18 protein-coding genes and 4 pseudogenes are annotated in these 18524 nt (G+C 61.6%); 10 read left to right on the top strand and 12 right to left on the bottom strand.

What is annotated here, in order from left to right:
- Both VFB05_RS15935 and VFB05_RS15930 read left to right on the top strand, forming a co-directional pair.
- A pseudogene (locus tag VFB05_RS15935) lies at nucleotides 1–577 on the top strand (Mu transposase domain-containing protein); the annotation flags it as partial.
- Between the two features lie 11 nt (nucleotides 578–588).
- The gene (locus VFB05_RS15930; RefSeq protein WP_325013693.1) at nucleotides 589–1239 is read left to right on the top strand and encodes an ATP-binding protein; all 651 of its coding nucleotides are present in this window, start codon (nucleotides 589–591) and stop codon (nucleotides 1237–1239) included.
- Here VFB05_RS15930 and VFB05_RS15925 read toward each other — a convergent pair.
- The 3 genes from VFB05_RS15925 to VFB05_RS15915 are packed head-to-tail and all read right to left on the bottom strand — an operon-like array spanning nucleotide 1234 to nucleotide 3816.
- Nucleotides 1234–2787: a recombinase family protein gene (locus tag VFB05_RS15925; protein ID WP_325013692.1), complete on the bottom strand. Its 1554-nt coding sequence runs from the start codon at nucleotides 2785–2787 to the stop codon at nucleotides 1234–1236. The genes VFB05_RS15930 and VFB05_RS15925 overlap by 6 nt on opposite strands.
- A complete protein-coding gene (locus VFB05_RS15920) occupies nucleotides 2753–3334 on the bottom strand; it encodes a recombinase family protein (RefSeq protein WP_325013691.1) in 582 nt (193 codons plus the stop codon). Before VFB05_RS15920 ends, VFB05_RS15925 begins: the two co-directional genes overlap by 35 nt.
- Nucleotides 3328–3816, bottom strand: coding sequence for a hypothetical protein (locus tag VFB05_RS15915; RefSeq protein ID WP_325013690.1), 489 nt, complete (start codon nucleotides 3814–3816; stop codon nucleotides 3328–3330). Before VFB05_RS15915 ends, VFB05_RS15920 begins: the two co-directional genes overlap by 7 nt.
- Nucleotides 3817–3845: 29 nt before the next feature.
- Here VFB05_RS15915 and VFB05_RS32190 point away from each other — a divergent pair.
- Nucleotides 3846–4067, top strand: a pseudogene (locus VFB05_RS32190) (ATP-binding protein); the annotation flags it as partial.
- Nucleotides 4068–4451: 384 nt separating this feature from the next.
- On the opposite strand, the gene VFB05_RS15905 reads toward VFB05_RS32190, so the two are convergent.
- The 3 genes from VFB05_RS15905 to VFB05_RS15895 form a co-directional block, all read right to left on the bottom strand.
- Entirely contained in the window at nucleotides 4452–4874 is a 423-nt protein-coding gene (locus VFB05_RS15905) for a type II toxin-antitoxin system VapC family toxin (RefSeq protein WP_325013689.1), read from the bottom strand.
- The gene (locus VFB05_RS15900; protein ID WP_325013688.1) at nucleotides 4871–5125 is read right to left on the bottom strand and encodes a FitA-like ribbon-helix-helix domain-containing protein; all 255 of its coding nucleotides are present in this window, start codon (nucleotides 5123–5125) and stop codon (nucleotides 4871–4873) included. Before VFB05_RS15900 ends, VFB05_RS15905 begins: the two co-directional genes overlap by 4 nt.
- Nucleotides 5126–5368: 243 nt before the next feature.
- On the bottom strand, nucleotides 5369–5578 hold the full coding sequence (locus VFB05_RS15895) for a hypothetical protein (protein WP_325013687.1): 210 nt from the start codon (nucleotides 5576–5578) through the stop codon (nucleotides 5369–5371).
- Nucleotides 5579–5593: 15 nt separating this feature from the next.
- Here VFB05_RS15895 and VFB05_RS15890 point away from each other — a divergent pair, with 15 nt between their 5' ends.
- Entirely contained in the window at nucleotides 5594–6376 is a 783-nt protein-coding gene (locus VFB05_RS15890) for a type II toxin-antitoxin system Phd/YefM family antitoxin (RefSeq protein ID WP_325013686.1), read from the top strand.
- A gap of 11 nt (nucleotides 6377–6387) precedes the next feature.
- Nucleotides 6388–6993: a hypothetical protein gene (locus VFB05_RS15885; RefSeq protein WP_325013685.1), complete on the top strand. Its 606-nt coding sequence runs from the start codon at nucleotides 6388–6390 to the stop codon at nucleotides 6991–6993.
- Between the two features lie 612 nt (nucleotides 6994–7605).
- On the opposite strand, the gene VFB05_RS15880 is transcribed toward VFB05_RS15885, so the two are convergent.
- Nucleotides 7606–7857: a hypothetical protein gene (locus tag VFB05_RS15880; RefSeq protein WP_325013684.1), complete on the bottom strand. Its 252-nt coding sequence runs from the start codon at nucleotides 7855–7857 to the stop codon at nucleotides 7606–7608.
- Between the two features lie 974 nt (nucleotides 7858–8831).
- Here VFB05_RS15880 and VFB05_RS15875 point away from each other — a divergent pair.
- Entirely contained in the window at nucleotides 8832–9464 is a 633-nt protein-coding gene (locus VFB05_RS15875; protein ID WP_325013683.1) for a Uma2 family endonuclease, read from the top strand.
- 857 nt (nucleotides 9465–10321) lie between these two features.
- On the opposite strand, the gene VFB05_RS15870 is transcribed toward VFB05_RS15875, so the two are convergent.
- A complete protein-coding gene (locus VFB05_RS15870; RefSeq protein ID WP_325013682.1) occupies nucleotides 10322–10744 on the bottom strand; it encodes a hypothetical protein in 423 nt (140 codons plus the stop codon).
- A 388-nt stretch (nucleotides 10745–11132) separates the two neighbouring features.
- Between VFB05_RS15870 and VFB05_RS15865 the strand changes: the two genes are divergently transcribed.
- On the top strand, nucleotides 11133–11432 hold the full coding sequence (locus tag VFB05_RS15865; protein WP_325013681.1) for a helix-turn-helix domain-containing protein: 300 nt from the start codon (nucleotides 11133–11135) through the stop codon (nucleotides 11430–11432).
- Here the strand turns inward: VFB05_RS15865 and VFB05_RS32185 are convergent.
- Complete coding sequence (locus VFB05_RS32185; protein WP_414643206.1) at nucleotides 11408–11872, bottom strand: HipA domain-containing protein; 465 nt, start codon at nucleotides 11870–11872, stop codon at nucleotides 11408–11410. The genes VFB05_RS15865 and VFB05_RS32185 overlap by 25 nt on opposite strands.
- Before the next feature lie 396 nt (nucleotides 11873–12268).
- On the opposite strand from VFB05_RS32185, the gene VFB05_RS15860 reads away from it, so the two are divergent.
- Both VFB05_RS15860 and VFB05_RS15855 read left to right on the top strand, forming a co-directional pair.
- On the top strand, nucleotides 12269–12478 hold the full coding sequence (locus tag VFB05_RS15860; protein ID WP_325013680.1) for a hypothetical protein: 210 nt from the start codon (nucleotides 12269–12271) through the stop codon (nucleotides 12476–12478).
- A gap of 117 nt (nucleotides 12479–12595) precedes the next feature.
- Nucleotides 12596–12978 (top strand): annotated as a pseudogene (locus VFB05_RS15855) (NAD-dependent epimerase/dehydratase family protein); the annotation flags it as partial.
- 402 nt (nucleotides 12979–13380) lie between these two features.
- On the opposite strand, the gene VFB05_RS15850 reads toward VFB05_RS15855, so the two are convergent.
- The 3 genes and pseudogenes from VFB05_RS15850 to istA form a co-directional block, all read right to left on the bottom strand.
- The gene (locus VFB05_RS15850; RefSeq protein WP_325013679.1) at nucleotides 13381–14475 is read right to left on the bottom strand and encodes a maleylacetate reductase; all 1095 of its coding nucleotides are present in this window, start codon (nucleotides 14473–14475) and stop codon (nucleotides 13381–13383) included.
- Nucleotides 14476–14623: 148 nt separating this feature from the next.
- Nucleotides 14624–14893, bottom strand: coding sequence for a hypothetical protein (locus tag VFB05_RS15845; RefSeq protein ID WP_325013678.1), 270 nt, complete (start codon nucleotides 14891–14893; stop codon nucleotides 14624–14626).
- Nucleotides 14894–15190: 297 nt separating this feature from the next.
- Nucleotides 15191–17455, bottom strand: a pseudogene (gene istA, locus VFB05_RS32180) (IS21 family transposase).
- A gap of 329 nt (nucleotides 17456–17784) precedes the next feature.
- Here istA and VFB05_RS15830 point away from each other — a divergent pair.
- Nucleotides 17785–18018, top strand: a complete 234-nt coding sequence (locus tag VFB05_RS15830) for a ribbon-helix-helix domain-containing protein (RefSeq protein ID WP_325013675.1) — start codon at nucleotides 17785–17787, stop codon at nucleotides 18016–18018.
- The last annotated feature ends 506 nt before the right edge of the window (nucleotides 18019–18524 follow it).

Raw genomic sequence — 18524 nt, 5'->3', positions numbered from 1 at the left:
CTGAGAACCCTTACGTGTTCGCCGAGTGGCGGATCTGCCGGGTCAGCATCGACTATCACGTCGAGGTCTAGGCGCATTACTACAGCGTCCCGCATCGCTTCGTCCGCGCCGAGGTCGAGGTGCGCTTCACCGCCCGCACCGTGGAGATTTTCCACAAGGGCGAGCGGATCGCGCCGCGCATCAACGCGCGAGCGGCAACCACAAGCACACGACCGTGCCGGAGCACATGGCCTCCAGTCATCGGCGCTACGCCGGCTGGACCATCGAGCGCATCCACAAGGATGCAGCCACGATCGGGCCGGCCACCGCGGCGCTGTGTGATCTGATCCTGGATAAACGCACACACCCCGAGCAGGGCTTCCGCGCCTGCCTCGGCATCATCCGGCTGGCCCGCTCCTACGGGCAAGAGCGGCTCGATGCCGCCGCCATGCGGGCGATCGATATCGGCGCGAGCACTTACGGTTCGGTCAAATCGATCCTCGCCAACAATCTGGATCGGCGTCCTTCACCCAAGCGCTCCGCGGACGACGCGCCGATCCTCCATCCCAACATCCGTGGGCCGCGCTACTACAATTAGGAGATCACGCCTTGCTCACCCATCCGACCTTCGATCAGCTCCATCAGATCGGCCTTCACCGCATGGCCAAGGCCTTGGCCGACATCGAAGCCGGGGGCGAGGCCGCCAGCCTCGGCCACGCCGAATGGCTTGCGCTACTGCTCGACCGTGAAGCGTCGCTGCGACGCGACAAGCGACTGTCGAAGCGGCTTCAATATGCCAAGCTGCGCCAGCAGGCCTGCGTCGAGGACATCGATTATCGCACCCCGCGCGGCCTCGACCGCAGCCTCTTGACGATGCTGGTCGAAGGCCAATGGATCGACGACCACGCCAATCTTTTGATCTGTGGCCCGTCCGGTGTCGGCAAGAGCTGGCTCGCCTCGGCGCTCGGCAACAAAGCCTGCCGCGACAATCGCTCCGTGCTCTATCAGCGCGTCCCGCGACTGTTCAGCGATCTGGCCTTGGCGCGCGGGTACGGCCGCCACCCCCGCCTGCAGGCGCGCTCGGTCGCGTCGATCTCCTCATCCTCCACGACTGGGGTCTCGAGCCGCTCGACGCCGCGGCCCGCCAACGACCTCCTGGAGATCCTAGAGGACCGCTACGGTCACCGCTCCACCATCGTCACCAGCCAGCTACCCGTCGATCAATGGCACGCGCTGATCGGCGAGCCGATGACTTCATGATGCCTCCTTCTTCGAACGCTTGGTGCGTCGTACCTGATTGCGAAGTTGACTGATTTGTTCGTCTGAGAGCTCGATCTGCCATGGCTGGCCTTTGGTCAATTGACGACCTGCCAGCAATCCGCGCGCGAGATAATCGAACACCGTTTGCGGGGTTACTCCAAGCTCAGCCGCTGCGCCCTGAATCGAGAAGCTACCATCAGGCCAGCGCATCGGATTCTTGTCTACGCCGTTGATTTTGACGGTGGGAATGCCCCAGCGGGTACGCAAAAGCCAGACGTTCTCGCCTTTGAAGGCACAGCCTCGGGCCGCAACGAAGCCTTCCTGATTGAGTATTGCCGCAATCTCGCCATCCATTTTGCGTTCAGCATTCAACTCGACGATCCGTAGCCGCAACCGATCGATGTCGATGTAGTTGCGGTAGGTGTGAACGCGCCGTTGTACATGATGCTCGCTGGTTGCGCCGGTCTGCCAGACGATCTTGAGCCACACCTGACCTCGGGTCCGCTTTTGATCAAGAACGACTTCGCGGATGACAAATCGCAGAATGCGCTTGCGATCGGCTGCTGACGTGGTGGCCGCATTCCAAATCCGCGGCAGGTTCTCGCCGAGCGCTTGTAGCCCTGCGCGTTCCGCCGGGCCAATCAGAAGCGGCTCTTGCGCGCGCCAACGCGCATGCTCCTGTTCGACCGCCTCGACGACACGCAGCTTGTCTTCCCAAGCCCGCTCGAGTGAGCGCGCCACAAGACGGTTCTCGGGCTCTACAGCGTCATACTGACGCCGAGCGCGCTCGGCCTCGTAGCGGGCGCGCTCCACGCGAAGCGCCCACTGGCGCTCGAGCTGACGGCTCTCTTGCTCGAGTTGGCCCGCCGCCGCGAGTGCGATCGCAATCTGATCCGGCACCAGGGCATCGAGGACCACCCGCTCGACCAGCGCGTCAACCGCCAAGGCCCGGACTTCCTGACATAGTGCACTGCCTTGCTGGTCCCGATCTGAGCGGCAGCAATAGACCGGATAGTCGGCATTCGGGCCCGTGTAGCGGATGCTCATGCGCCGTCCGCAACGGCCGCAGATCGCAATTCCTTGTAACAGGGCTGCCCCCTTGCGCGGCACGCCAGAGTGTCCTGCCTCATAGCGGAAGACATTATCTGCCAGTCGCCCCTGGTTGGCCATGAACTCCTCCCAGCTGATATAGCCTGGGTGAGCGGCGTGGAGGCAAACCGCCCAATCCGCGATCGCCACCTTGACCGTTCCCGTCAGCGATCCTGGCCGGCATCGGCTTGGATCCTTCTGCCGGCGGCCATAAACATACGCCCCAGCATAGGCCGGATTTTGAAGGATACTAAGGACGCGTGCACTATCTGGCGCACGCCAGACGATCTCGTGTGGAGATGGTCCAAGCAGCGGTCGAACCGGCAAGAACAATCCGTTCCTGTCCAAGTACCGCATCACACGGCGAGCGCTTTGCAGTTCCCGGAATTTGGCAAACACGAGATGAAGACGGGCCTGCACCTCCTCATCGGGATTGAGAATAATTGCGCCGGCAATCATAGGCGAGCCCGGCTGGCAGGGGCAGCCGCAGTTCGCCCCGCGCCGCCTTCTGGCGTTCCCCTTGGTGAAGCCGCATCCGGAGTTGATGCAACTCCGCCTCGCTCATTATGCCGGACAAGCCCAACAGCAGGCGGTCGTGGTAGGCGCGCGGGTCGTAAAGCCGCTCGCCATCCGCAATGAGCACGCCGAACACCGAGCACAGTTCGAGAAGCTGATGCCAGTCCCGGTTATTGCGGGCCAAGCGAGAAGCGTCGAGACTCACCACAAGGCCGGCGTTGCCAAGGCCGATCTCGGCAATGAGCTTCTGGAAACCATGTCGATCCACACCGCCAGCACCGGATTTGCCCAGGTCCTCGTCAATCACCTGGACGCGCTCAGGCGGCCAGCCCAGACCGATGGCGCGATCGACAAGACGGTACTGTAGCTCGGTACTCTCCTGATGCTGGCGCACCTGGTTCACGGATGACTGCCGCACGTAGACATAGGCCAACTTGGCTCGGTGTGCGGTCGTGAGCCGCTCGTCAGCGATGTTCGAGCTGATCAGCACGGCCCAGTCCCCTTCCGGGCGTGCCGGGGATCGCTTGCATTCGCCGCATCAGCGCGGCGATTGTTTGAGCAATCTGGGTTTGCGTCGCGGTCGACAGATTGGGCCACAGGCGCGGAACGTCGGCCATCGGACGGCCGGGTGGATTTGCCAACGTCGGCAGGGGTCGATACGCAACGCGACCTGGAAGCGGTCGGTGGGTCATCGCGAATCACCTTCTCGTCGAGAAGGTTCAGATTCGCGCTCAAATGTTGCATCAATGGGATCAGCGTACGTGCACTGATGCGTGGCAGATCGGCCGCGTTGGGGCGGGAAGTGATCGGCGTCTCGGCAAGATCCGTCGACGCGATCCGAACCGCCCGTCGCCGTCCGTCCGGCAGCGCGACAACGACGTAGGCGGGACCGCGCCCGGCCCGTTCCTTGAGCAGCTCAAGCCGGTGCCCAAACAGAAAATGATGCGGGTCGATGATCGTGACGTGAGACACGACCCGTTCCAAAATAGGGGTACTCTGTCGTGTTCGGCGACCCCACCTACGCCGACGCCGTTCTCGACCGCCTGGTCCATAACGCCCACCGGATCGATCTCAACGGCGAGAGCCTGCGGCGAACCCGTAAGCCCGGCCGAAAGGGCCGAAAGGCCTGGCCGCTGCGCTTGGACAACGCGGAGGGCGTTGCCCACATATCCACAGCAGGAGCAGCAAAAAACAAGTCTTTCGAGCCGCGATTTAAGATTTGACCACGCGGCTTCGCCGATGCCAGAAACCAGACAGCCAGAACGCCTCGCGCCCCGGGCGACATCAAGTCGGAATGGTGGGCGAGATCATCTCGGAATCCTAGGCGAGATCAAATCGGTACACCCGGGCGAGATCATCGGAATCCGCACGAGTATGCGTTCGCGCGGGACGGGAAACGCGGAATCGAACTCTACGCCCCGTTGGGCATCGGATACCTACACGAGATCGACGACATAACGTCGATTGGCCGCGTGGGATCGATCAGGTTGCCTTAGGGGCGGGCGCGGCGAAGGCGGAGTGAGGTTCGATTACGTGACCGCGATCGACCACGGGGAGTTGAGTATTATCATCGAGGGCATCTCCAGACGCGCCCGCTCGACACGTTATCAGCGGGTCACGGTCCAGGGATCGATCATTGTCAGACCGGCGGCATTGAACGCACTCGTGTCGCGCGATGCCACGGCGAACCCGTGCGCGGCGGCGATCGCGGCGATATAGCCATCGGGCGTGGGGAAGCCTTTTCCGGCCGCGCGCGTCTTGATGGCGAGATCGGCATAGCGCCGTGCCGCGGCGGTATCGAAGGGCAGGATGCGGGCCGCGAACAGATCCAGCACGCCGTCGAGCGCAGCTGACAGCCTGTCCTTGCGCTTGCCGCGCGGCAGCGCGCCGATGCCGAACAACAGTTCGGCGATGGTTACGCTGGAGAGAAACAGCGTCTCGGCGGCCTGGGCGTCGAGCCAGTCACGGACCGATGGATGCGGTTCGGGCTTTATCGCCTCGGAGATCACATTGGTATCGAGCAGGATCATTCGAAGCGCATCGGCTCAGCGGGACGCGCATTGCGGCCATGTTCAAGTGCCTCGACATCGGCATTGGTGAGGCCGATCTTCCGGCTCATCTCCGAAAGGGCGGTGCCGAGCCGCAGCCGGCCCTCGGGACGCACGGCAGCCTCAAGAATGGCGCGCATTTCCGCTTCCGCGCTGCGATTGTGCTGCGCCGCGCGGACTTTCAGCGCGCGATGCGCCTCTTCGGAGAGGTTGCGGATGGTGACAGCGGCCATGATGGCGTCCTCCGGAGACTGACTGCGATGCTATCGAAATAGAATATTTGATAGCATCCTTCAAGAGTGATTGCGGCGGCCCTCACGCGCCGCCAGATCGGATGCCGAGCTTCTTCACCTGAGCACAGTATAGCAGAGAGATATCTACATTCGGCATCATCGATTCCGCCGACAAAATCATTCACGAGATGACGCATCCATCAAAACCTGACAGACGTCCCGCCATCGAAGTGTCGGAAAAGGTCAACTCCCGAACTTGCGCACACAGACCGGATCTTCCGCCGGTCCTGGATCCAAATCTCCACCGAGGATGCGTTCGAGAGTTACCCATGCGGTTTCGGCCTCCTTCACGTTGAAGTCTTCGGCCATCCACTGGACGAATGTCTGCGTGCTCATCAAATCGACATTCGTTCGAAGCAATTTGACGGCGTCCCTGCCGTCGCGGTCGTCCATGAGTACGAGAAACGCTTGATTGGGCTGCAGAAGCTCCCGCGTCATCTTGACCTTCGCGAGCACGCTCTCCTCGCCGAGATCGGACTCGTCCGGCTGGAGGTCGGCGGGACGTCCGGCCTTTTCCCACAGTTCCATGGCCTGTCGATACTTCCGGCCGATATCGTCGGCGCCACCTGGATCCGGCGTTTATTCCTGTTGAACCAAGCTTCGAATTCCGCACGCGCCGCGCGCATAACCGGCGTCCATTCCGTGCATAAGGCCGCTCGAGCTTTTGTAACTCTCGAGGATATCGGAAGAATCGATTTCGCCGGTTTGGAATATCCGGACTGCAAGGTCGAAATGCATCAAGGCATTGTCGATACCCGCCAGCAACCGCGCACAAGCTTGTTCCTATGCGGGTTCTTGACTAACGAGCTAAATATACGTATTTTACGTGTTATGACAATGCGTTCCTTCTCCTCGTTGGATCTACAGCAGCAATCCGGCGAAATCCAACGAGCTGCTGCTCAGGCACCGGTGGTGATCACGAGCCACGGTAAGCCACGCGTCGTGGTGATGTCGGTCGACGAATTCCGGCGGCTGAAGACTGAAGCCGGCGAAGAGGTTCCCGCTGAAGCACGTCCACGGCAGCCGACAGTGCTCGGTCCTGAACCAGAAGACTTGCTCGGCTACGACGAGCGGGACCCCGTTGACGCCGTCCTTCACATGGCGAAGGACGCCATTGGCGGCATCAACCAGGACTTGGTGCGTCAGGAGGCCGACAGGTTCGCAAAGCACTTTGTTCAAGGTGCCAAGTGACCGCCCAAAGGGTGAGCGAGAAAGATCCGATCTTTCTTATCATGGATGCATCACCGATCGTGATGTTGTCTGCCATCGGAAGACTGGACTGGCTCTTGGAGCCGTGCGGCACAATCTGGATGACCGACATGGTCATGGAGGAGGTCACGCGCGATCCGGAATCGGGCGCCGATCCGCGGAAGCGGTGGCTCAGCTACACGCGGTCATGGATCGAGGCGAACAAGTTTCGCATTCGCCGGGTGGAAACCGGCACCTACAAGACTTACAAGCTCGCGCTCGATGCATGGAGAGCGCAGGGAGCGGACCCCGCGAGCAAGCCGGATTCCCACGATCTCGGCGAAGCCAGCATTATCCAGACCCTAAAGAGTTTCCGCGGCAAGGTGCAGCCCCGGCAGACGATCATCGTACTCATGGACGATACCGACGGGCGTGACGCGCTGAGAGGAATGCGTCGGATCAACCTGGATGTATTCGGCACCCGAACGTTCATCGAGGCGTTGTGCACTCATTTCGGCATCATCGAAGCGGAGCACGCGTGGCAGGCAATCTTGAATGTCATCGCGTTGGACGAGCCCAAGGATGAGGACGATCCATTCCTTGTTCGTCGGGTACTATAGCACAGTGGCGAGAAGTATCGCCCAAAGAATGCGGCTCGCTAGGGGACAAACTTGTAGGGGACCAACTTTGCCCGTGGCTGCTGTCAGGTGGTCCCTGGGGTCGGCGGAGCGTCGTCCGGATGTTTGATGGATGGCGCAAGGGCCTGTTACGCTGCAGAACGGAGAGGATGTCGCTCTGTGCAGACAGGGTCTTGTTCTCGAGAAGCGCGATGTCGCCCTCTTCCGACAGATCCCGGCGCACCTCGCCGAAATCACGCTCGACCCGCCCCAGACGTTCGGTGTGGCGAGCCAACGTCTGCAACACCAAGTCCAATTTTTTGTCGAACGAGCGCAAATAGGCGAGCGTAGGGCTCGCAACCTTGGCAGCATCCTCCTGCGCGTCTGAATCCGCCATCGCTCTCGCCTCGTCAGCCGATAGCTGTTGGGATCGGCGATCCCGGTGCTCGCGGGGCCGAGTCCCCGCACGATGACCTCATGAGGTATGCCCGCAAGCCGAAAGCGGGAATAGCGACCTGGAACGTGGGCATGAGCGATCCTGCGGGCGGCACGCGACGCCTGCCGGGTAGTCATCCCAGGCGAAGGTCAAGCTTTGGCCGTCGGCGACGTGCGCGGTCAGTCAGCAGCAGGATGCCTTTGAGCAATTCCCGCCGCGCATTGGTCGGCCAGTCCGCCGGCGATCTCGACCTCGATCTCCGGGTGACTGTCCGCGAACTCGCGGACACGTTCGAGGACGCTTTCCGGGAAGGACTCGGGGGTCGCGATGATTTCGGCTCCATTCACACCGGGTCGGCCGCCCATGTTGGCATCGCCGCTTGGTCGACTGAATTCTTCCGTCATCGGTGTCGCACCATTTCCCTTCTTCACGGACCCTATCCCTCACCATCGCCAGCGCGCGACCGAAGTTCGGACAGTGTCATGTATCATCATCGGACCATCTGTCTCCATGCCTCTCACGGACGACCTGATCGTAGATGGGGTCCAGTCCGAATAAGTCGGGATGATCGTTCCAATCCTGGTTCTCGAGAGCCGGCATCACGTCACAATATAACCCGCGGCGGGCGTTTTCGTCCGGAACATGTTTGAGCGCCGATTTCACGACGGCTTCCATGACGCTTGATCCTGAATGCCAACTCACTCGTCGAACCTCGCTTCCACATCAACTCGCGGCGTTTGCGTATCCTGCCGGCTTAGACGTCCATGTTCGCGATGGCCTTCCACTGCTTTGGTATCTCACCTCCGCGAGGAGACTTCTTTATTCCGGCATCGAGCATGTAGATAGCCGTATCGGTGAAGTCCAACCGCATCGTCTGAAAGGAAAACCCCGCCGTATCCGGCGGGGTTTTCTGTACCCTACGAAAGTCGAGGACGTTTAACTAGCGGCGTGCTTTGCTCGGCAACACCCGGCGCGCCGCTCGTCGCGCGGAATCGCCTAATATGATTTCAATGACTTTTGGAGCAGTTAGGGGACGTACTTTCGTCGGCGCTGCAACCTGCACGCCAGCTGCTGCTGAATCCGGCGCCGCAGCTGGGCAAGCATAAAACGCCCCTCTCAATCGAAGAACCGCTGACTCTTCGAAATTGACTTATGCCAGTCTCGATGCAGGCGCCGGTAGCGGATCTCAACTCCATGGGCTTGAGCTTATCGGCTGCGGTCTTATTTCGAGGGTCCTTCGCGAAATCGAGGTTTGGGGGCTGAACCAGACCGCGGAGGCGCTCCAGATCGGCTTGCAGGTTGTCGTCGAAGCCTACGCCAGCCGGCGGTTAAGCTCGTCGAGACCGAGCTTTCGCCTCGTCCCGTCAGCCGGTATGATGCGATCCGCTATGGAGCCTCAACACGCATGAATATCCAGCCAGATTATGCGCCGGTAACCCCGCAGGAGTTCTTCGCCTGGGTGCCTGGCCAGGAAGGACGGTACGAGCTGGTCGATGGCGAAGTTGTCATGATGGCCGGCGCCGGCCGGAGGCACGACGCCATCGTCGTCAATCTGATCGCGTCCATTCGTCCACAGACCAGAGGTGGCCCCTGTCAGACTTTCACAGGCGACACCTACGTCGCGACGACCAAATCGAACAGGCGGATGCCCGACATGGGCATCGACTGCGGCAAGCCCGACGACAATTCGCTGTTGGCCGAGAAGCCGTCGCTCGTCGTGGAGGTTCTGTCCCCAACCACGGGCGGCTTCGACGTGACGATTAAGCTAACGGAATATCAGGCCGTTCCTTCCCTTGACTACATACTGTTCGTAGATACGGAAAATCCGACGGTTCACATCTACCGGCGTGACAGTAAAGGGCTTTGGCAGGACGAGGTGATTAAGGGTCTCGATGCGGTGGTCGAGCTTACAAAGCTGAAGGTCTCTCTGTCGCTGCGGGATATCTACGAAGGTCTCGAATTCAGACCGAAGCCAAAGCTGGTACAAACATCCGACGATGAGCCCGAGCGAGGCGGCGGGTTCAAGCCGCCGACCTGATGCTGCACTGCGCTGCACCCGTCCGACAGATCAACGTTCGTCCTCGACCCGCGCGAAATGAAAAGCCCAGCCGTCGCTGGCGGGGCTTTCTGTGTTTCAGACGATTAGGGGACCAACTTTGCCCCGAGGTAAGTATCCCCCGGCAAAGCCGGGGGCTTTAGGATTGGGGCCGCTCAAAGCGGCCGTTGGGGTCGCTAACGCGACCCTTGGCGGATTGACCGAGAGATCGCGGAATGCCGCAAAAGCTCAAATGGAGAGAGCCGAGAGAGTGAGACAGTAAACATCATGCGACATTTGCGCTCCCACCTTTTTGCCAGGTACAGATACTCCTGTCGGTCCATCATGAACTCCTTCTCGGGCGCGTGGTGGCTCACAAGTCGGGACTTTCATGATGAACGACTGCCGTAAATGTCAAACTTCTGCTGCCACCCCGGCAGAGCCGGGGGACCTCCCTTGGTAGGTTAGGGGACCAACTTGTAGGGGACCAACTTCGCCCTCGGCTGCACGCCAGAAAGTGACTGCGGCCACGACCAAAGTACGTCCCCTATGACACCTATAAGCCCTTGGAAACCGAACGTCGAATTCGGCGCCTCACTGCTTAAGCCAATGTATGCCGAGCAAAGGACGTCCCCTAAATGCAACCCAGAAATGCTGTCACAAGACAGACGATCGCGGCATCGGGGGCGTACGGTTCGCCTCTTCGATGATCGCGATCGTCTCTTCGCTTATTCCCGCGCGGATCAAAGCCGCATGGGACGCGGCTTCGTGAGCAGGCCCGGTCGGGTCCGGCACCATTGCTAGCATACGGTTCTGCTCGTGTGCTCTACCTGTCCGATCGAACTGAGCGGTGACCGCCATCACTTTCTCCGAACGTATTCGTTGAAGATCCTCATCGTTTCGGGGTCTTCGAGATCAAACTCACCATACCACCGGGCGCCGGTTTCCAGAAGGACCGCCTTGCCGATGGCTATCGGCAAAGGCTCTCCGTCGGGTCCATACAGTTCGGTGCTCTTCACGAGTTGCTTCCATCGGATTACGTTTCTGATCAACAACGGATTGCTGTTCGAGAGGACGTCCTGGTAGGCATGGTACACTTGCGGCTTCAGTTCGTTCCGTGAACGGGCGAGGCGGCCAAGGCCTTCTAATCGGATGTGGTAATTCCAAGAGGCCCTGTCGGGAACGAAGCCAATGCAGGCCCACGCGTAGCGACCTACGTCGTCAGCTTCCACTGTGATGCGCCGGATGCCTAACCGAGTGGCCGCATCGATCAGATCCGCCATAAGGAGGCGTCCCTGACCTTGGCCGCGCTCGGGTTTCGGGATCCACATCCGCTGCGCCTCGAATATCGGTCCGCTAAGATCGAGCTTGCGCTGGTGCCACCAAGCCTCGCCGGTCTCATTGGGGCGGCCTTTGTGACATGGATCACGAACGAATTTGCCTTCACGTCGAGATCAGAAAGCGTGATGACTTTAGGTTCCGGGACGCTGGCCGAAAGCAGTTCGCCGAGGTCATCCGGGTACAAGACCTAATATGGTGCCTTGATCGACGCCACGCTACCGACATGGTTAATCCGGCCCGGACGAGGAGACCCGGCAGCAGGCTGCCCGGCTCCATCGTGAGCTCGAGTCCGCCACGGGCGGCAGCGTTATGGTCCGCGTGGAGGGGCCAATGATCGGAATCCTCCGCGACGCGACCGCGATGATGGAGAAGGTTGCCGGCTTCGCGATGGCCGCCCTGGCCGACGAGCTCACGCCCGAGCAGGCCGGGAAAATACTCGGCATCTCGCGGCCCCTGGTGGTCCGACGTATGGACGATGGCCGCCTGCCGTTCAGGTACGAAGGGGCACACCGGCGCTGCAAGCTCGCGGACGTCCTTAAACTGAAGGCCGCTGAGGAGCAGCAGCAGAACACGCTGCGGGAGTTGGCGGAGATGGGCGAAGTTGACTACCAGCCCACGCCCCGCTTCTGAGGTCGCACGCGTCGACGCGAAATTCCCGCATGATGCGTGCAACGTCCTGGTGACGCTGGCGTCCGAAGATGTGTTCGAGATGCGCTGGACTGGCGCGATCGAGAAGGAGTGGACGGAGGCGCTCCTGCGCCAGCAGCCTCATCTGAAGGCCATGCGCCGGAACATCTGCTCGACGTGGCCGATGTCTTGGTCAAGTTCCAGGTCACTTTGAGCAGGTCGCCGTACTCGACCGCGCCAGCGGTTCTGTGATCGGCATGGACCAGTCCGCTTACGGTATGGACGTGTCCGCGTAAGCCGTCGCCCGCGCGGTCGAACCGGCTGACGGCGAAATAGGTGTCGGCCTCCGTGAACAGCAATCGCGTATCCGGCATGTCGATGCCGGCGGCCTTGGCCATCAGCGAGTAGACGTGTTTGATCTCGCGGGGCGCGACGCCGTTCATTTCACCGTCCCCCTTTTTCGGGTCCTGGGCTGACGGACGACATCGTCAATGGAGGTATATTTCGCGCGCGGGAAGAGAGCGCTCCGTTTCGGCGCCGAGCGCAAAAAGCCAAGCGGATGAGGGCATCGAACGCGATCAGGCGGGCCAGCCATCGGACGCCCGACCTTTCCAATTTTTCCACGGGAGCATTGGAGGCGGTAGAGCGCATGGTGGACCGCTCGCGCGAATGGGTCCTGCAAGGCAGCTGGTGGGATCGGCAATCCGAAGTGTCGAAGCTTCTGCGCAAGCTCTGCAAGCTGATGTTTCCCCGTATGCAGAAGCACTACACGCTCTATAGCGTGCGCCACCAGTTCATTGCCAACATGAAGACGATTTACTCTCGAGAGGAGGTCGGCCATGGTCGGGCACATTTCGCTCGATACCCGGGTCGAGCTTTACGGCAAGAAGCGCGTCTCCTGGGAAGAGAAACAGATCACCGAGATCCCGATGCCCATTGAGGAGCAGGTCGTCCAGATCAGGAAGCGCCTCGAACTCTTCGACGAGCGAAGGCTAGATATTGCGCAGAAGGAGGCAGCGAAGCTTGGTCGTGATGTTGAACCTCGATGAGTTTGACGAGGACGACGAGGGGCTATGATCTCGATAATGTTCGGCAGGTCAATACAAGCCGGCACCAACCGGAAACCCGCGTGACTGCGGCCGACGTCGATCCGACGGTGGGGAGCTAGAGTAGTGGCCGGTCCGAAGTCGCATCGCGCTGGCATTGCCGATGGCGACCAGCGGCGCGACTTCATCTATGTCGACGACGTCGTGCGCGTGATGATGTGGCTCCTCGCCACGCCCTCCGTGTCGGCCTTTTCAATGTCGGCACCGGCAAGGCGCGCAGCTTCAAGGATATGATGCTGGCGGACTTCAAGGCGCTCGGGAAGGCGCCCGACATCGCCTATATCGAGATGCCCGCAGAGATCCGCGACAGCTACCAATATTTCACCGAGAGGAAGGTCGATCGATTGTGCGCCGCCGGCTACAATGGCGGCTTCACGGCGCTCGAGGATGCCGTCGGCCACTACGTCAAAAACAATCTCGCGGCCGCCGACCGCTTCCGCTGATCAGCGAGTCTCAGCCGAGCGGCATCTTAGGCGAGGCGTCCGGTAGCATGCGTGGAGTCGGCGCCATCGAACAGGTCGCGCCGGCCTGAGCTCGCAAGGTCGCGCAACTCCCCAAGCGTGCCTCTGCTTGCCTCGCAATGGCTGCATCTGACGATCCTGGACGGGGGCGCCAGCTCACCGTGATCGATGATCACGCCGACGCTATCGCATTTGGTACAAACCAGCTGAAAAGCCTTTGTCAATCCAATAGGCGATATTCAATCAACGAAATAAGCAATTAGCGTGCTGGGCGTCCGGGCAAATCCGATCCTTGCATCCGGCCCGCGTCGTGACAAACAGATGACGCGCTTAACCCTAATGACCAAACCCTAGCCGGCAGCCGGCCTGAAAGCCAGCGACCCGTCAGCGGGGCGGCGAGGATCGTTCAGGCGGCTGCGGTACCGGGGCCTCGCCGGCATAAGCACGCGCGATCAGGTCGCGGATCGCGTCGCGCTCGAGCGGGTGGGGATTCCAGTAGGCGTTGGTCATGGCGAGCTCGGCCGCCCTGTCGATGCCGGCCTCAGGCATGCCGATGTCGCGCAGCGCGAGCTTTGCATTGAGCCGGCGGGCGAGGTCATAGAGGCCCTGCGCGGCATTGTCGGCGCCAAGCGCGCGGGCGATGCGCGTCATCGCCTCCGGCGCGCCAGGGGCATTATAGGCCATCGCATGGGGCAGGATGATGGTGTGGGTTTCCGCATGCGGCAGGTCGAACGCGCCGCCGAGCGTGTGGCAAAGCTTGTGGTGCAGGGACATGCCGACCGCGCCGAGGCACACGGCGCACAGCCAGGCGCCATAGAGCGCCGCGGTGCGCGCCTCGCGATCACCAGGGTTCGCGGCGATTGCGGGCAGCGCGCCAGCCAGCGCGCGGATGCCTTCTTCCGCCATCAGCGCGATTACGGGATTGCCGTCGCGGGCATAGAGCGCCTCGGCCGCATGCGCGATGGCATTGATGCCTGAGGTCGCCGCGAGGCGAGGCGGCAGCGACAGCGTCAGGTCCACGTCGTAGATCACGGTCTCCGGCAGCACCGCCAGATTGCGCAGCGTGGTCTTGAGCCCATCCTTGGTCTCGCCGAGAATGGGCGTCATCTCCGAGCCGGCATAGGTCGTGGGAATGCAGAGCTGGTTGACGCCCGTCCGCAGCGCCAGCGCCTTGCCCAAACCGATGGTCGAGCCGCCGCCGAGCGCGACTACGCAATCGGCGCCGGATTCCTTCAATGCGGCCAGCGCCCGCTCGGTCACCTCGACCGGGGTATGCATCACCGCACCCGGGAAGATGCCGGCGAACAACGGACCAAGCGCGGCGCCGAGCCTGCGGCCTCTGTCCTCCTGGGGTGGCGTCGTCAGCACCAGCGCGCGCTTGCCGCCAAGCCGCTCGATCTCGGCGGCCGCCGCGCTCAGGGTGCCGCTGCCGAACACGACGCGACAGGGCAGGGTCTCGAAGGTGAAATTTGCAATCACGGGGCGGCCTTTTTGTCGCGGAGAACGAGGTCTCCGTGTCCGCCATCTTGCCGTTCGACCGCCAGAAATAAAGGCCAAACGTCAAACGACCACTTTGAAAATCAAGGCGAGCGTCTCTGCCAGCCCCGGCATGTGCTACGAGCCCGAACTACTCGCCCTTGGCAAGAACGGGCGGCATCGGCCAATTTGCCGCAACCTGATCGACCGTGCCCAGATATCGCATGGAGTCCTGGGCGTCCTGGAGCACCGGTCCGGTATGGCCTGATGTGACGCCGCCATACGGTCCGCCGTCAGCGTATTGCTTCGCGATCTCGGACACGGTGCCGGTTGTTAGGGTTGTCTGATCGCCGGCATGCACGGTGGCGAACAGGGCCGGAGTGGTGAGCAATGTCACGAAGAGCAGGGCGGAGCGCTTCATGGTCGGGACTCCTGTCGGTATGATTTTGTGGGGCAAACGCCTGAAAATGAGGCTGGTTAAAAAGCTATCGGCGGCCAAATTGGCGCGCCTCTGTTTCCAGACGTTTTCGTCCCGCCGCCGAACGGTTTCATGCACTGGAACGTGATCGGATGGGCGTTGGCGGTGGGCACGTTGTGCGGGACGTGCAATGAGCTGTGCTTCGCGACTGGTCGCGGACCACGCGACGGGTAAAATCACATACCGCGGGAGGTGAGCAACCTCGACTCGTCGGGCACTGCCTGAAACCTTACGAGGCACCTAGCTCACGGCGCTTCGCAGGACGGGCATGGCAGGAGCGGCGAGATCGCCTGGCGTCATGGCGCGGCGTGGCCAGTGATCGCGGCGGCAGCCACCGATTGGCGCGGCGCGCGGCGGCCGTTCAGCACCACACCGATGATGGTGAAGCGCACCAGCAGTTGATAGCTCGCCAGCATCAGGGCAAGCGACCACGAGAATGGTTGAGAACTTGACCGGCCACGGCCAGTCCAGTTGTGACACGGCGAGTTGCAGCGCCATCACGATTGGCATGTGGATCAGATAGAGCCAGTAGGACGCATCGGCGATGTAGCGGCGCATCGGACTGAAGCCGGACATGAACCGGAGCGCGAGGCCGATGACAGTGAACGTCGAAAGCCATATCGCCGGGGCGTACAGAACGGCGGAGACAAGCCTGAGCGTGTCGGTGCGAAGGGGCAGCGAAGGCGCGCCCGGTCTCGGCAACATCGCACCGGCAAGTCCGAAGCTGATCAGGATCAGGCCAAGGGCCAGCAGGAGATTCCACAGCCAGCGCCGCTCGATGATCCGCAGCAGATCGAGCTGTCGGTGCAAGAGCCAGCCGAAACCGAATGCGGTGCCGAACCCCATCAGCGCCTGCAGGTTGGTGACGAGCGATTGATCCGGCGTCCTCACCCCCATTATATCGATCCACTTCTGGTCGAGGCTGAACGCGATGCCGATCGGGATCGCCAGGATCACGGGAGCCAGCGGATTTCGCATGATCCGCGCCACCAGCCGATCGAGCGATGCGCGCACCGCGCCGGACGCATCAAGCCGGACGATTGCGCTGCGCAGCAGAAGCGTGGCTGCATAAAACTGCAGCAACGCATAGGCGTTGAGCAGAAGAGCACGGGCGCAGGCGGCGTCGACGCGCTCGTGGCCATAGTGCTTGACCAGCCCGAGAATGCCGATGGCGGAGCGGAAGCGCTGTTCCGGATGCGGCCGCGACCGCAAGATGACGTCGATCAATGTCTCGGCATCGGGACCGACCTTGGCGGCTTCGAAACAATGCGCTCATGGTCCAGTCGCGAAGCGGGGATGCGAGCTCGGCATTTGCTCGGAAATTGTCGTCGGGCGATGCGGCAGCGTGCTGCGCAGATGCGATGCCACCCGCTTGCCGCGCAGGAAAATCTCGACGGTCTTTTGGGTGATCCGCGCCTCGACCTCCTGATGCACGAGGTTGTGGGGGACGCTGTAGTAGTGCTTGGCGATCTCGACGTGATAATCGAGATTGACCCGGCAGCGCTTCCACTCGGCATACTCATAGGGCTCATCCGGCAAAGCGGTGAGCGCCCGGCGATCGAGCTCCTCGAACAGGTCGCGCCGACTTCGTCCCCAGCTGCGCAGAGGTCGATCGTTCAGCTCGACGAGGAGCGCATGGATCGCCTCGTTGAGGGCTGCAAGCGAGAAGAAGCGGCGGTTGCGCAGGCGCGCCAGTATCCATCGCCCGACGATTTGGACCCCGACTTCGACCTTGGCTTTGTCGCGCGGCCGATACGGCCGTGCCGGAACGATGGCGGTGCGGTAGTGGCGGGCGAGATCGGCATAGGTCCGGTTGACCATCGGCTCGTGAAAGCAGGCCCGGGTGATGCCGGCCTTGAGATTGTCGCTCACAGTCTGCCGGGCCGCGCCGCCGAAATAGGCAAATGCCCGAACGTGCGAGGCGATCCAGTCCGGCAGGCTCTGGCTGAGGCTGGCCTCGGCGTAGGTGTAGTTCGAGGCGCCGAGCACGGCGACGAAGATCTGCGCGCTGCGCACCTCGCCGCTGAGCCCGTCAACCACTTCCATGGTGTGGCCGGAATAGTCGACGAACAGCTTCTCACCGGCGACATGAACCTGGCGCAGGGTTGGCTTGAGACGGCCTGCCCATTCCCTGTAGCGTTCGCAGAACCACGCATAGCTGAAGCTGTCGGAGTTGGCGTCGCAATACTCCTCCCACAACAGCATCAGCGTGACGTTCGAGCGCCGCAGCTCGCGATGGACGAGCGCCCAGTCGGGATGCGGACGTTCGTCGCTGGGCCGGTCGGAAGGCGGCGGAAACAGGCGGTTCTCGAGCTGGACGTCGTCATCCAGCTCTGTTGGCAATGGCCAGGTCAGGCCGGCGCGGCGGGCTCGGTTGACGTACTTGCTTATCGTGCCCTGGGCCAGACCGAGGCTGCGGGCAACGGCGCGTTGGGACATGCCGACGCTGTAGTGCAGGCGTAGAACTTCGCGAATGTGGCGCATGGACAGTCTCTCTGTCGGCATCTCGATCCTCTGCGGTTGGGCAAAAGACCGAGCTACCCCGGTTGCAGACTGTCAGCGGTGGACGCCTCCTGGTTGTCCCCGCTCATGATTTAGCGATCACGATCGGCTGGAAACGGTGATCACGATGCTCTGGAATGGGTGATCACGATGGCCTGGAATCGGTAATCACGATCGGCTGGAACACGCAGGTATAGGAGTTCGCCGGACGAATTTCGAGTGCTTCCCGCCCGCCGGGCTACTAGTGGTTTGATCGCTCGGTGGTAATATCGAGGATTGGGCCACGCAACGAATTTGGCGTCGGCCCGATCTTTTTCATTATGGGCCTTTATATGAAGTCACCTGTTGTTAAGCGATCAATAGTCGTACGTGGCCATAAGACCGGCGTCAGCCTCGAACATCCATTCTGGAGCAGCGTAAAAGAGCTTGCCAAAGAGCGCGGCATCACGTTGGCCGAGCTGATCAGCGAGATCGATGCCAACCGGCAGCAGGCAAACCTCTCGTCAGCGGTTCGAGTTTTTGTGCTCGACCACTTCAAGGCCCGCGCGGTGCGCCCTTCCGCCTAAGGCAAGCAGGAATGAGGGCGTGCCAGCTCGATCAGCTTGCGCGCTGCAACGTCGGGATCGGCGAAGGGGCGGGGTTCGGTGAACTTCATAGTGGACCTTAAGCGTCGTCAGGCGAGCAGTGTTACCAGCCTTTGCGCTCCGGGAAAACCTGCACGGCGGTCTGCCAGTCCGGCCGAATGTCGGCGCCACGCTGGCCGCAGCGGTGCAGAGCTCGGTAGCACCGGCACTCTTCAATAGAAGCTTTCAACGTCCGGTCGTTGCACGCCTCGAAGGCGTCTTAGTTTCCGCAATAGTATTGCAACGCGGGCAAACGAATACGTGCACAACAGTCTGCTCCGCTGCAATGAGGGCCGAACGGTAGCACCTGAGCTATCGCTGAAAGTTGGTGACGGCGGGAATCGGAAAGGCGGCATATCGTGGGGGTGCTTGACGCCTCCACTTCTCCACCGAAGGAGCGATATGCCGTGTCCAAAGATAACATCATCAAGCTGATTCAACCAGGAAAC

This window comes from Bradyrhizobium sp., from assembly GCF_035652035.1.
Taxonomy (GTDB): Bacteria; Pseudomonadota; Alphaproteobacteria; order Rhizobiales; family Xanthobacteraceae; genus Bradyrhizobium.
Note: the sequence above shows the minus strand (reverse complement) of the source record. Positions and strands in the feature narration are given on the sequence as shown.

Bases quoted from the DNA above. Each gene is read 5' to 3' on its own strand.
- VFB05_RS15845 (WP_325013678.1), bottom strand. From the start codon at position 14,893: ATGAAGCGCTCCGCCCTGCTCTTCGTGACATTGCTCACCACTCCGGCC.
- VFB05_RS15925 (WP_325013692.1), bottom strand. From the start codon at position 2,787: ATGATTGCCGGCGCAATTATTCTCAATCCCGATGAGGAGGTGCAGGCC.
- VFB05_RS15830 (WP_325013675.1), top strand. From the start codon at position 17,785: ATGAAGTCACCTGTTGTTAAGCGATCAATAGTCGTACGTGGCCATAAG.
- VFB05_RS15865 (WP_325013681.1), top strand. From the start codon at position 11,133: ATGATCGGAATCCTCCGCGACGCGACCGCGATGATGGAGAAGGTTGCC.
- VFB05_RS15875 (WP_325013683.1), top strand. From the start codon at position 8,832: ATGAATATCCAGCCAGATTATGCGCCGGTAACCCCGCAGGAGTTCTTC.
- VFB05_RS15900 (WP_325013688.1), bottom strand. From the start codon at position 5,125: ATGGCCGCTGTCACCATCCGCAACCTCTCCGAAGAGGCGCATCGCGCG.
- VFB05_RS15905 (WP_325013689.1), bottom strand. From the start codon at position 4,874: ATGATCCTGCTCGATACCAATGTGATCTCCGAGGCGATAAAGCCCGAA.
- VFB05_RS32185 (WP_414643206.1), bottom strand. From the start codon at position 11,872: ATGAACGGCGTCGCGCCCCGCGAGATCAAACACGTCTACTCGCTGATG.
- VFB05_RS15895 (WP_325013687.1), bottom strand. From the start codon at position 5,578: ATGGACGACCGCGACGGCAGGGACGCCGTCAAATTGCTTCGAACGAAT.
- VFB05_RS15870 (WP_325013682.1), bottom strand. From the start codon at position 10,744: ATGGCGGATCTGATCGATGCGGCCACTCGGTTAGGCATCCGGCGCATC.
- VFB05_RS15860 (WP_325013680.1), top strand. From the start codon at position 12,269: ATGGTCGGGCACATTTCGCTCGATACCCGGGTCGAGCTTTACGGCAAG.